Here is a 12639-nt window from a genome sequence, read left to right on the forward strand (position 1 = left end):
GTCGAAGGAGGCTGCCTATGGACCGGCAAGGGTGGTGGCCTTGTGCCCTGCGTGGCCGAGCAGACGAACTTGACCTCATCAAGGACGAGCTACGGCGCGTCGCCGCCGGGAGCGGCACCGCAGTCGTTCTCACCGGCGGAGCCGGTATCGGCAAGAGCAGGCTTCTTGCGGAGACTAGGGCCGCGGCCGAGGAACTGGGAATCCGGACCGGTAGTGCGACCGCCGACCCGAACGATGCCGCGGTCGAGATGTCGACCCTTCTGTCAGCGCTGCTCGACGGACGCGAACCGCTTCTGTCCCGATCGGACCTTCCGGCGCCGCCGCAGCCGGACCAGCGGTTCTGGCTGCTGCGGGACATCGAGGCGTTGCTTGAGGCGAAGGCCCTCCAGTCGCCGCTGGCCGTGTGCGTCGACGATGCGCACTGGGCCGACGCGGGTACTGCGGCGGCGCTGCGCGAACTGCCGCTGCGGCTTCGTGACGTGCCCATCGCCTGGATCATCGCCGCGCGGCCGACCCCGGAGGCGACGCCGATCGCCAGAGCCCTGAGTTATCTGGAGAGCCGAGACCTGTCCAAGGTCGGTCTCGGACCGCTCACGAGCGACGCGGCCGTCGAGATCGCGACGGAGATCCTCAGCGCTGTGCCGGGACAAAACGTCTTGTCGCTCGTCGACCAAGCGGCTGGTAATCCCTTCCTCCTTGTGGAGACGCTTCTGGGGCTCCAGGAGGAGAAGCGGGTCGAGATCGCCGACGGGATCGCGGACGTGACCCATGCCGGCCTGCCCCGCCGTGTCGCTCATCGAATGCGCGAACGTCTGGCGTTCCTGTCCCTTCCGGCGCGCGAAACGGTGACCGTCGCGGCGTCTTTGGGCCGGCGTTTCTCGTTTACGGACATTGCGCAGATGCTGGACTGCTCGACCTCGGAATTGCTGGCGCCGGTGAGCGAACTGCTGGACGCCGACTTGTTCGTCGAGCGCGGCGCCAAGCTGGCGTTCTGGCACGACATCACGCGAGAAGCGGTAAGGGACAGCCTGCCGGCCAGTGCGCGCGCCGCCCTGGACCGCCAAGCAGCTGCCCTGCTTTTGGAGCGGGGCGCGCTGCCGATCGAGGTGGCCCACCAACTGGCCGCGACGGCCGAACCGGGCGACGAACTGGCCATCACCACCTTGCTGCGCGCCGCCAAGGCGGTCGCGGCCAGTGACGCGCATGCGGCGGCCGACTTCGGTCGCCGTGCGCTCGGTCTCGTCCCACCGAACCACGCACAACGAGGCGAGATCGTCGGCGTCACCGCCGTGGCCCTGCACGCGAGCGGGAACTGGACTGAAGCTGTCGCCTTTGCCGATGCGGCCTTGCGCAAGGCCTTGTCGGCTGAGCAGGAAGCCCAGGTACGACTCAGCATCGCCAACATGTTCGCCGTCTCGGCCGACGTCCGCGTGGCGACTGTTCGCCGAGCGCTGAGTCTCCCGGGGCTTTCGGCGCCGCTGAGGACCGCGCATCACGCGTCGCTGACCTACAACCTGTTGGTCTCCGGCCGGTATGACGAGGCACGCGAGGCGATCAGCAAGACACGTGAGGCTGTGGCAGCCACCGGTGACGCGCGTGCATCGTTCGTTCTGAGCCTTACCGAGGCTGGCATCGCCTATGCGGACGAGCGATTCCCCGAATCGTACGAGCTGTTCGAGCAGACGGCTCGCATAGGCGTGGCCGCGGGGGAGGACACCGCGGTCCGGATGATCGAGATGTATCTCGGCGAGATACTGTCCTATCGCGACCATGAGGAACAGGCCTTCACCATCGCCTCCGAAGGGCTCGCCGCCGCACGCCGCGACCGGCAGGGGTTCATCTACGAGATGTACGAGACTTGGCAGGCGCGCCTGTGCTTGCGATTCGGCCGGATCTCCGAAGCCGCCGCGATCCTCGAAGGCCGTTTCGAACTCGAAGACGGTACTCGCGCGGTCGCGGCTCTGGACGGAGCTGGACTGTGCGCTATGGCGCGGGCGGCTATGCACATGGGCGACACGCGACAGCTGCGCCGCGCCGCCGAGATAGCCAAGGTGATTCTCGAGGCCGGGCCGCCGGTGAACCGGCAGCACGCCGCCTGGATGCTGGCCCTGACCGCGCTCGGCGACGGGGACGTGGCCGCGGCCCGCGACTGGTTGGCCAGTCCCGCCGACCTGCCCGCACTGCCGCGTTTCCCGCTGGACGTCACCGACGAGATGGTGCTGGTCAGGATCGCAACGGCGACCGCGGACGACGCGCTCACACAAGTGGCGTTGGGCAACGTGCGGCGGCGGACGGAACTGAACCCGGGTTCGCGGGTGATCGCGGTGACCCGCGCCTACGTCGAGGGCCTCGTAGTGAAGGACGACAGCAAGCTACGAGCCGCCCTGAAAGGGTTCGATGACTGTCGACGCCCGCTGGAGGCCGCCATGGCCGCTGAAGACCTCGGTACCTGTCAGCTGGAGTCCGATCAGCAGGCTGGTGTGGCCACACTCGGCGATGCCTTGGCCCGCTATACGGAGATCGGCGCAGTGTGGGATGCCCGGCGCGTTCGGGGCCAGCTCCGCGACCTCGGAATCCGGCGTCGCTTGGTGGTCAAGGAACCAGCCACCACGGGGTGGGCGGCGATGACGGGTGCCGAGGAGTCGGTGGCCAAGCTCGTGGCCGAAGGACTGACCAACCGCGAAGTCGCAGAGCGGCTGTATCTGTCGCCGCATACGGTGAACAGTCACCTGCGCCACGTCTTCGCCAAGCTCGGGATCAAGTCCAGGGTCGAGCTGGCCCGCCTCGGCAGGTTCGACGACGCCGCTCCTCACCCTTTCACGTGATGGTCAGGTAAAACGCGCGGATCTCTAATGGTGGGCAGTCGTGAATCAACGGGGTCTTCAACGAGCTCTCATTCAGCGTCGGCACCGACGGCAGCCCCGGCAGCGACCTGTACTTCCGGCTCGACGCCCCGGAGGGCCTGTACTCGCGCGCCGAGCTCGGCGTCATCGGTGGTGAGCTGATCGCTGTCATCAGGGCACTGATCGCCGCCGATCCGGGGCGGCCGGTCGGTGCCGTGGACATCCTGGACGCCCTCGGCGGTGCCGAGCGGGACCGGGTGCTGACGGCGCCGAACGACACCGTCGTGCCGCTGCCGGAGCTGACCGTCCCGGAGCTGTTCGCGATCCAGGCGCAGCGCATCCCCGAGGCCGACGCGCTGGTGTCCTGGGCCTCGGCGGTCTCCTACCGGGAGCTGGACGAGCGGTCCACCCGGCTGGCCGGGGCGCTGCGGCGCCGGGGCGTCGGTGCGGAGGCAGTCGTGGCGGTGGCGCTGCCGCGGTCGGCGGACCTGGCGGTCGCGTTGCTGGCGGTGCTGAAGGCGGGCGGCGCCTACCTGCCGATCGACCCGGCGCATCCTGCGGACGCGATCAAGGCGGTGGCCGGCGACTGTGTGGTGCAGGTGCTGCTGACCGACGCGGCGACCGCGCAGGAGCTCGCTCCCGAGCTGGGAGTTCCGTCGATCGTGAGCAGTCAGGTTTCGGCGCGGGATCCCGATGAGTCCGCTGGTATCGGCGACGACGGCGGCTCACAGGTCCCGACTTCATCGCACCCGGACAACCTGATGGCTGTGATGTACGCCGGGGCCGGAGCTGTAGCCGTGACGCATCGCAATATGCTGCGTCTAACCCGGGACCATCGCTGGCGCGAAGGCGACGACACCGCTGTGCTGTGGCACTCGCCGCACACCTGCGACGGGCTCGCCCTCGAACTGTGGACCCCGTTGCTGACCGGCGGCCGGGTGGTCGTGGCGCCGCCCGGCGAGCTGGACCCCGACGACCTGGCGGAGGACCGGACACCGGATGACGTCTCCGCGCTGTGGCTGTCCGCCGGGCAGTTCTGCGTGGTCGCGGCAGACCGTCCGGAACGCCTGGCCGCGGTGCGCGAGGTGTGGACCGGCGGCGACCGCGTGCCGGCTGCCGCGCTGCGGCGGGTGCGTGCGGCCTGCCCCGACCTGACGGTCGTCGCCGGGTACGGGCCGACCGAGGCGGCCGTGCTCGCCGCGTCCCACCGCGTGCCCGCCGTCGGGCCGGCGACTGCGGGCATGATCGGCGGGCCGTTGGACAACACCGCCGCCTACGTGCTGGGCCCCGGGTTGGCGCCGGTCCCGGTCGGCGTGACCGGGGAGTTGTACGTCGCGGGGCCCGGCGTGGCGCGCGGCTACCTCGGACAGGCCGCGCACACCGCGGAGCGTTTCGTGCCCTGTCCCTTCGGTCCGGCCGGCGCGCGCATGTACCGGACCGGAGACCGGGTGCGATGGGTCGGCGAACCGGCGCGGCTGGAGTACGTCGGCAGAGTCGGATCTCCTCTGGAAGTGCGCGGGCACGCGGTCGAGGTGGCAGAGGCCGAAGAAGCGCTGTCCGCGCATCCGGCGCTGGCCCAGGCGTTGGTGGCCGCTGTCCGCGACCCCTCCGGTCGGCAGTGCCTTGCAGCCTACGTGGTCCCGGCGGCAGGCCGGAGCAACCAGATCGGCAGCGCCGCCGATGCGGCCGAGAGCGTCGGCACCGCACGCGCCGGCGCGGACCATGCCGTGCCGTCGAGCCAGGACCTGCGCCACTTCGCCGCCGAGCGGCTGCCGGAGTACCTGGTCCCGTCAGTCTTCGTCGTCCTGGACGCGCTCCCGCTGACCCCCGGCGGCCGGCTGGACCCGGCCGCGCTGCCCGAGCCGGAGTTCGGCGGCCCGGCCTACCGGGCGCCGCGCAACGACACCGAGCGGATCCTGGCCGAGGTCTTCGCCGAGGCGTTGGAAGTGGAGCGGGTGGGCATCGACGAGGACTTCTTCGACCTCGGCGGCAACTCGCTGCGGGCGATCCGGCTGGTCGGGCTGATCCGCTCGGAGCTGAACCAGGAGCTGTCCATCCGCACGCTGTTCGCGGTCCGGACCGTCACCGGCCTGGCGGAGATGTTGAGCAGCCTGGCCCAGTCCACCAGGCCCGCTCTGCGCAGGCGGACGAAGGACGGCGAAGTCCTGTAACGCGAGGTCGGCGGGAGGAGCGCGCCGCCGGCTTCCACTGCCCACTACTCCGTGATACTTTGTAGTGGTACTCAGCGCTACTCAGTACCGGGAGGAGGGCTCGCGGTGGACGATCTGACAGAGATGCTGAAGGGCACACTCGAGGGCTGTGTTCTCCAGATCATCGGCAACGAGGAGACGTACGGCTACGCCATCACTCGTCGGCTGAACGACCTCGGTTTTCCCGATGTCGTCGAGGGGACGACCTACACGATCCTGGTCCGCCTGGAGAAGAACGGGCTTGTGGACGTGACGAAACGGCCGTCGACGCAGGGCCCGCCGCGGAAGTTCTTCGCGCTTAACGAGGCCGGACGCGAAGAGCTGGCGAGGTTCTGGGCGAAGTGGGAGTACCTCTCTTCACGCATCAACGATCTGAAGGAGGGCAGCCGATGACGTTCTGGGAGAACATCACGGGCAGCGACCTGACAAAGGAATGGAAGGGTTTCGAGGCCCGGGCCGCGGTGCTGCCGGCCGAATACCGGGCGGCGTGGGAGCGGATCAGGACGGACCTGCTGCCCTCGGCGGACTTCTCGGGCCGCAACCTGATGCCAATCCTTGACGGCGTCCTGGGCCTGCTCGAGGAGTCGGCCGCGGAAGGGCTGGGCATCGCGGAGGTGCTCGGCGAGGACATCGACGGTTTCGCCGCGGCCCTGGTGGACGGCGGGGAGCAGGCCCGGAGCTACCGCGACAAGTGGCGCGAGCAGCTGAACCGGGACGTCGCCAAGAAGCTGGGCCGGCTGGGAGGCTGAGATGGGCATCCAGGACATCATCGCGGGCAAGAAGCAGTGGCGGGAGCACGTGGCCCGGGTCGAGGCACTGCCGCCGGACTACCGCTTCGTCTACAAGGAGATGCAGAAGTACCTCTTCAAGGTGGGGCCCGTCGATCTGGAGGGGGGGAACCTGCTCGCCCGGATCGTGGACTTCTTCGAGGAGGGGGTCGCCGAGGGCAAGAGAGTCCTCGAACTCACCGGCACCGACGTCGCGGCCTTCGCCGACGGCCTGATCAAGGACTCGGCGACCAACGCCGACGTCTACCGCGAGTCGCGGGGCGGCCGGTAACACCCGCCGACCAGATCTCGGGTCTGCGCGCTGCTCGTGGGAACCGGGCAGCGCGGCCTCGGCGTGCCACAGAGTTCTGCGGGACCTGGAGCCCCCTGCCAGAACACGGGTCGAACGCTCCGACGAGGAGGGGTCCACGACATGGCCACAGGACGTGGACAGAACAAACCATACCTGATGACCGGCACCGGTGAAAGCACCGGCAGCGTGGAGGGGACCGACCGATGACGACAGAGCAAGTCCTGCCGATCCGCGTCCAGGGCGTGGAGAAGTCGTACAAGAACCTGAAGGTCCTGCGCGGCGTGGACTTCGAGGTGCAGCCGGGCAGCATCTTCGCCCTGCTGGGCTCGAACGGCGCCGGCAAGACCACCCTGGTGAAGGTCCTGTCCACGCTGCTGCGGCCGGACGCCGGGACCGCCAGCGTCAACGGCTTCGACGTGGTCGGCCAGGCCGGGCAGGTACGCGAGTCCATCAGTCTCACCGGCCAGTTCACAGCCGTGGACGACGTCCTCACCGGGCGGGAGAACCTGGTCCTGGTCGCCAAGCTGCGGCACCTGCCGCACCCCGGGCGGGTCGCGGACGAGATGCTCGAGCGGTTCGCGCTGACCGAGGCCGGCGCGCGGCGCGCGATGACCTACTCCGGCGGCATGCGCCGCCGCCTCGACGTGGCCATGAGCCTGATCGGCAGCCCGGCGGTAATCTTCCTCGACGAGCCGACCACCGGGCTGGACCCCGAGGGCCGCCAGGAGGTGTGGTCGACCGTCAAGGAGCTGGCCGGGCGCGGGACCACGGTGCTGCTCACCACGCAGTACCTGGACGAGGCCGAACAGCTCGCCGACCGGATCGCCATCCTGCACGAGGGGCGCATCATCGTGAACGGCACGCTGGCCGAGCTCCAGGAACTGCTCGGACCGCCGAAGGTCGAGTACGTGGAGAAGAAGCCGACCCTGGAGGACGTCTACTTCGCCGTCGTCGGCCGGACCGGCAAGGACGGCGCGGACGGCGCGGACGGCGCCGACAGCCCGGCCGTTCCGGGCCAGGGCGCCGCGGGCCGTGCCGTGGACAACCAGACCGCCCAGACCCTGAGTAAGGAGCAGTGATGAGCCGTTTCCTGCGCGACAGCTCCGTGATGATGGGCCGCGCCATGCGCCACATCATGCGCAGCCCGGACACCATCATCACCACCGCGATCACGCCGATCGCGATGATGCTGCTGTTCCTTTACGTGCTCGGTGGCGCGGTCGACCCCGGCGGCCGGGCGGCGTACGTGAAGTACATCCTGCCCGGCATCCTGCTCATCACCATCGCCTCGGGCATCTCCTACACCAACCTGCGGTTGTTCACCGACCGGCGCAGCGGTATCTTCGAGCGCTTCCACTCCATGCCGATCGCCCGCTCCAGCGTGCTGTGGGCGCATGTGCTGACCGCGCTGGTCGCCAATGCGATCTCGCTGGTGATCGTGGTGGCCGTGGCCCTGCTCGTCGGGTTCCGCTCCGGCGCCGGGGTGGTCTCCTGGGTGGGCATCGCCGGCATCCTGGCGCTATTCACCGTGGCGCTGAGCTGGATCGCGGTGCTGGCCGCGCTGGCCGCCAAGACGGCCGAGGGCGCCGGCGCGTTCGCCTACCCGCTGATCTTCCTGCCGTTCCTGAGCTCGGCGATGGTGCCCACCAAGACCATGCCCGGGCCGCTGCAGGCCTTTGCGAACAACCAGCCGGTGACCCCGGTGGTGAACTCCATCAGGGCCCTGATCAACGAGCAGTCGGTGGGCAGCCAGGCCTGGCTCGCCGCGGCCTGGTGCGTCGGCGTCCTGGTGGTCGCCTACCTGCTGTCGATGGTCGCCTACCGCCGGCAGATCGCCTGAGCGCACTGTTCGCAGCCGCCGCCGCGACGCCGAGTCCGCACCCGGGACTCGGCGTCGCGGCTTTTCCTTGCGGCGACGACGGGCGGGATCTAGCGTTCCCCACAGTGAGGTCGGCGTTTTCGCCGAAGTGCGGATGGGCGGGTGTCCCGTCGACAAGACAAGGCCGGTCGCTGCACTTGTCTGTCCGGGCCGTCGCCAATTCCCGAGTCACTTCGTTTTCTCTTTCTCCAGTCGCTCTGTGTCTGTTAAGGACGGTGGCAGTGAGCACGAATCCCTTCGACGACGAGAACGGCAGCTTCTACGTCGTTGTCAATGACGAGGACCAGCACTCCCTGTGGCCGGTGTTCGCCGAGGTGCCGGCCGGCTGGCGGGTGGCCTTCGGCGAGGCGAACCGGGCCGACTGCCTGGGCTACGTCGAGCAGAACTGGACCGATCTGCGGCCCCGGAGCCTGCGGGAGGCCATGGCGGCGGACTGACCGAGCCGGCCGTGCCCCCTCTTGCGCCGCGACGTATCGGAGTTCTCTGATGATCCTGCGGGGAAAGCGGGTCGCCCTGCCCCCGGCCCCCGTCGTCCACCGGCGGTTCGAGGCCCACGCCCGGCAGACCCCGGATGCCGTCGCGGTCAGCTGCGCCGGGGAGCAGGTGACCTACGCCGAACTGGACGCCGCCGCCAACCGGTTCGCGCACCTGCTCATCGGGTGCGACCACGGCCGCGGCGCCAAGGTCGGCATCTGTCTGGACTACTCGGTCGACCTGCTGGTCGCACTGCTCGGCACGCTCAAGGCCGGGGCGGCTTACGTGCCCTTCGACCCGGCCTACCCGGCGGCCCGGCTCGACCTGCTCCAGCAGCAGACCCCTGATCTGGCCCTGATCGTCGCCTCCCCGGCCACCGCCCCGCGGTTGGGATCTGCGGCGGTCGAGGTGCTCGCCCCCGACCGGCTCACCGACCGCCTGCGGGACCTGCCGGCCACCGACCCGGATGTCCCGGTCGTCGGGGACGACCTGTGTTACGCGGTCTTCACCTCCGGATCCACCGGCACGCCGAAACTCACCGGAGTGCGGCACAAGGGCTGGTACAACCTGCTCAACTGGCTGCGGCTCGAATACGGCCTGGACTCCGGATCCAGCAACCTGGTGGTCAGCGTCTTCGGGTTCGACCTGTCCCAGCGCAGCCTGATGGCGCCGCTGTTCTGCGGCGCCACCCAGTACCTGACCGAGAGCAGGAGCTTCGACGCCGCGCTGGTCTACCGGCTGCTCGCCGAGCATCGGATCCGCACCGTGCACTGCGCCACCAGCACCCTGTATCTGCTGGTGGACTGGGAGAGCGCGTGCGGCGGCGAGGCGCTGGGTCGGCTCGACTACGTGCTGTTCGGCGGAGAGCCGCTGCACGTCGAGCGGCTCCAGGAGTGGGCCCGGCGAAGGGGCACCACCTGCACGCTGCCGCACCAGTACGGCGTCGCCGAGTGCACGGACGTCGCCACGTCCTACGACCTCGCCGGCTTCCGGCCCGCCGGCCACGAGAACGCCCCGGTGGGCCGGCCGGCGTACAACACCGAGATCCACATCCTCGACGAGCGCGCCGACGGCGTCGCGCCGGGGGAGTACGGCGAGATCTGCATCTCCGGGATCGGCGTCGGCGCGGGCTACCTCAACGGCGCCGGACCGGAGTCCCAGCGCTTCACGACGGTCCTGGTGGACGGCGAGCCGCGCCGCCTGTACCGCACCGGCGACCTGGGCTGCGTCACCGCCGCCGGCGACCTGGTCGTGGCCGGCCGGATCGACGCACAGGTCAAGGTGCGCGGCATGCGCGTGGACCCGACCGACGTCGAGCGCGCGCTGGTCCGGCTGCCCGGCGTCCGGCAGGCGGCCGTGGTCCCGGTGGCCGGCCGGGCCGGGCAGACCGAGCTGGTCGCGTTCGTCGTGCGGGACGACCGGGACGACAGCGGCGGGGACTCCGACACGAACCCCGGCCGCTTCCGCGCGGGCCTGCTGGCGACGCTGCCGCGCTCGATGGTGCCGGCCGGCTTCGTCGACGTCCCGTGGATCCCCTTGAGCCCGCACGGGAAAGTGGACCGCGCCGCGCTGGTCGCGGATTTCCAGAACCGCGCCGCCGATATCGCTGATCGACCATTGATGGCCTCCGGCGGGACTGCGATGATTGCCGACGGAGTCCAGGCCATTTGGTGCCGGGAGCTCGACCGCGACGACATATCGACCGAAGACGACTTCTTCGTCCTCGGCGGCCAGTCGGTCATCATGGCGAAAATCCAAAGGGCTCTCGTCGAGGAACTGGGCGCCGAAGTCCCCACGGACCAGATGTTCCTGAATCCGACGGTGGCTTCGATTTCCGCCTACATCGAATCCCAGGGTGCGGTAACTCAACAGTGAGCGAGGGCCATGTACGACGTAGTTGTCATAGGCGCCCGTTGCGCGGGTTCGCCGACGGCGATGCTGTTCGCCCGGCGGGGATATCGCGTACTGCTCCTGGAGAAGGCGCGCTTCCCGCAGGACACCCTGTCCTCGCACTACATCCACCAGCCGGGCGTGGCGCTGCTCGACCGCTGGGGGCTGCTCGACGGCCTGCGCCGGGCCGGGTGCCGGCCGATCGACCATCAGAGCTATGAGGCGCCGGGCGTCCGCCTCGACGGCTTCTCGCTGCCGGTCCAGGGCCACCGGATCACCTACGCGCCGCGGCGCTACGTCCTGGACCCGGTGCTCGCCGCCGGCGCCGTCGCGGCCGGCGTGGACTTGCAGGAGTCCTGCCTGGTCAACGATCTGATCCAGGAGGACAGTCAGCGCGCGCCGTGTCGAAGGCTTGCGGCGCGGAAGCGGCAGCAGAGCTGCCGGGTTGTGCCGGTGATCGATCCAGCCGTCCTGCTCGGCCATTCTGAACAGGGTCCGCATAGCCCGTACGGTGCGCTCGCCGGCGTACCGTCCATCCCGACTGGAAGCGCGGTGTGCGGCTCGGGAGATATCGGCTTGCTGAAGAATGCGGATGTCGAGGGTTGTGACTTGGTCCAGCAGCGTTGAACCCAGCCGTTCGCAAGCGCGACGCCAGACCGGAGCGTATGCCGACTTCTGACCTGGCGTACATGCGTTTGTTGCGCGGGCCTGGAACTGCTCGAATGTGGGCGTGGCGCGGCTATTTGTTTCGTGGGATTCAAGCATCGAGCACCTCGATCAAGCTGGCGATGTGGGCGCGAATCCAGCCCGAGGCAACGGACATGGGGTAGACGAGCCCGACGCCTCGGGCGGGATGGGCTGCGAAGACCACGCGTTCGCCGGGCTTGATTCCCAGCATCATCCGGCAGCCTGCGGGTAGGGCGATTTGGTCGCGTCCGTCGACGCGTATGCAACCCTCTCGGGCGGCGCGTAGGATCGCGACGTCTCGGATGATGCGCATGTCCAGCGTCTCCCCAGGGCCCCATGCCAGAGCTGCTAGCACAGTGCGTTCGCGCACCCGGCCTGATCCGTCGATCGCGGCAACCCCGACGATGATCGGACCGGATTCGGTATCAGAGGGCTGGGCCTGGGCAGGAAGCGCGAGTGGAGCGGCGGGGAGTCGTGCGCCGCGAGGAAGCGGCGGCAGTTCGGGAGGGATCAGTAACGGGACGGGCGCTTCGGACACGGAGGCCTCCGCTGGTGCGATAACACCGATGAGCGTGGGGACCGCGCCAACAACAACACGCTGAGAGGCCTGTTGCGGTGGGAGCTCAGAGGGGTGATACCCACTGGAAGAGTCATCCGAACCCAAAACGGCTACGCAGGGTAACCATGACGGCTACCCTGCGTCGGGATGAATAGTGCGAAAGCACCGATTCTGGTGTCCGAGGGGGGTTCAGTACCATAACCCCGCCAAATCCCTGGCTAATCTGTGACCATCTGCACCTGGCATATTCCACATCGTGACGTCCCTGGTGGGAGCGCCGTTGGCCTAGGTCACTCAGTCACCCATCGGACATTTAGAGCATCTCGCATCAGAGTCTCGTCGTCAAGCGCATTCGGCGCTTCGATGAGAGATCCTTCCGGGCGTCAGGTGCAACTCGCCGTGGTTCAGAAGGGAGGTATCTGTCGCCTCAAATGACGTACCTTGAAGTCTTATTTATGTATTTCTGATGTCTCGTGCTACCCCTGGAAATGGATCGCGTCCTTCAGCCATTTAAGTGCGTGAAGGTCTCGGGCGAGCCACTCGTAGGCGAGGTTCGTCGAGGGTCGCGCACTGCCGAGCGGGGTGATCCCGTCTTCGAGCATGGGGATGTGGTACGCGGTTCGTGATGCCGTACGCGGGCCCTGAGGCGTGTGCCAGTACGGCCCGCGACCGGGCTCGCTCGCGGCTCTCAGTTCGACGGGTGTCGGGGCGTGGGGATCGAGGGCCGGGTCTGGGATCCAGGCGAAGTTCAGGCGCGGCAGATCTTCGCCGGGGCCTCGGAGTACGTGATCGTGCCTTCGATACGCGCTGGCAGGAGGCTGTAGAGCCCGAGGGCTGGTCCGAACGCGGGGAGGTTGATCTCCACCAGGTCGCGGTAGCCCGCCACCGCTTCGGCAAGGATCCCAGCAGTCATCGAGACCGCGATGTCCAGCGAGTATCCCTCCCAGCGCTTCCGCGGCGCGCGGGACGATCTCGACGGCCGGCGCACCTCCTGTCGATAAACTTCCGCGTGTCTGT

11 protein-coding genes and 1 pseudogene are annotated in these 12639 nt (G+C 68.8%); 10 read left to right on the plus strand and 2 right to left on the minus strand.

The features are described from left to right. Positions 1 to 17 precede the first annotated feature (17 nt). The 10 genes and pseudogenes from ABH926_RS15960 to ABH926_RS16005 form a co-directional block, all read left to right on the plus strand. Positions 18 to 2825, plus strand: coding sequence for an AAA family ATPase (locus ABH926_RS15960; protein ID WP_370366363.1), 2808 nt, complete (start codon positions 18 to 20; stop codon positions 2823 to 2825). A 233-nt stretch (positions 2826 to 3058) separates the two neighbouring features. After that, positions 3059 to 5014, plus strand: coding sequence for an AMP-binding protein (locus ABH926_RS15965; RefSeq protein ID WP_370366365.1), 1956 nt, complete (start codon positions 3059 to 3061; stop codon positions 5012 to 5014). Between the two features lie 105 nt (positions 5015 to 5119). Beyond that, positions 5120 to 5446: a PadR family transcriptional regulator gene (locus ABH926_RS15970; protein ID WP_370366367.1), complete on the plus strand. Its 327-nt coding sequence runs from the start codon at positions 5120 to 5122 to the stop codon at positions 5444 to 5446. After that, on the plus strand, positions 5443 to 5802 hold the full coding sequence (locus tag ABH926_RS15975; RefSeq protein ID WP_370366369.1) for a DUF1048 domain-containing protein: 360 nt from the start codon (positions 5443 to 5445) through the stop codon (positions 5800 to 5802). Before ABH926_RS15970 ends, ABH926_RS15975 begins: the two co-directional genes overlap by 4 nt. A gap of 1 nt (position 5803) precedes the next feature. Then, positions 5804 to 6112: a DUF1048 domain-containing protein gene (locus ABH926_RS15980; RefSeq protein WP_370366370.1), complete on the plus strand. Its 309-nt coding sequence runs from the start codon at positions 5804 to 5806 to the stop codon at positions 6110 to 6112. A gap of 224 nt (positions 6113 to 6336) precedes the next feature. Next, positions 6337 to 7212 carry an ABC transporter ATP-binding protein gene (locus ABH926_RS15985; RefSeq protein WP_370366371.1) on the plus strand — a complete coding sequence of 292 codons (876 nt, stop codon included), beginning with the start codon at positions 6337 to 6339 and terminating at the stop codon, positions 7210 to 7212. Next, entirely contained in the window at positions 7209 to 7973 is a 765-nt protein-coding gene (locus ABH926_RS15990; RefSeq protein ID WP_370366373.1) for an ABC transporter permease, read from the plus strand. The genes ABH926_RS15985 and ABH926_RS15990 overlap by 4 nt, the downstream gene beginning before the upstream one ends. 260 nt (positions 7974 to 8233) lie before the next feature. Beyond that, complete coding sequence (locus tag ABH926_RS15995) at positions 8234 to 8449, plus strand: MbtH family protein (protein ID WP_370366374.1); 216 nt, start codon at positions 8234 to 8236, stop codon at positions 8447 to 8449. 49 nt (positions 8450 to 8498) lie between these two features. Then, positions 8499 to 10361, plus strand: a complete 1863-nt coding sequence (locus ABH926_RS16000; protein ID WP_370366375.1) for an amino acid adenylation domain-containing protein — start codon at positions 8499 to 8501, stop codon at positions 10359 to 10361. 9 nt (positions 10362 to 10370) lie between these two features. Next, positions 10371 to 10769 (plus strand): annotated as a pseudogene (locus ABH926_RS16005) (FAD-dependent oxidoreductase); the annotation flags it as partial. A gap of 364 nt (positions 10770 to 11133) precedes the next feature. Here ABH926_RS16005 and ABH926_RS16010 read toward each other — a convergent pair. Further along, on the minus strand, positions 11134 to 11601 hold the full coding sequence (locus ABH926_RS16010; RefSeq protein WP_370366376.1) for a hypothetical protein: 468 nt from the start codon (positions 11599 to 11601) through the stop codon (positions 11134 to 11136). 769 nt (positions 11602 to 12370) lie between these two features. Further along, positions 12371 to 12535, minus strand: a complete 165-nt coding sequence (locus ABH926_RS16015; protein ID WP_370366377.1) for a hypothetical protein — start codon at positions 12533 to 12535, stop codon at positions 12371 to 12373. Positions 12536 to 12639 lie beyond the last annotated feature (104 nt).

The organism is Catenulispora sp. GP43 (genome assembly GCF_041260665.1).
Taxonomy (GTDB): domain Bacteria; phylum Actinomycetota; class Actinomycetes; order Streptomycetales; family Catenulisporaceae; genus Catenulispora.

Coding starts and splice junctions, on each gene's coding strand:
- ABH926_RS16000 (WP_370366375.1), top strand. CDS start 8,499: ATGATCCTGCGGGGAAAGCGGGTCGCCCTGCCCCCGGCCCCCGTCGTC.
- ABH926_RS15980 (WP_370366370.1), top strand. CDS start 5,804: ATGGGCATCCAGGACATCATCGCGGGCAAGAAGCAGTGGCGGGAGCAC.
- ABH926_RS15960 (WP_370366363.1), top strand. CDS start 18: ATGGACCGGCAAGGGTGGTGGCCTTGTGCCCTGCGTGGCCGAGCAGAC.
- ABH926_RS16015 (WP_370366377.1), bottom strand. CDS start 12,535: ATGACTGCTGGGATCCTTGCCGAAGCGGTGGCGGGCTACCGCGACCTG.
- ABH926_RS15975 (WP_370366369.1), top strand. CDS start 5,443: ATGACGTTCTGGGAGAACATCACGGGCAGCGACCTGACAAAGGAATGG.
- ABH926_RS15985 (WP_370366371.1), top strand. CDS start 6,337: ATGACGACAGAGCAAGTCCTGCCGATCCGCGTCCAGGGCGTGGAGAAG.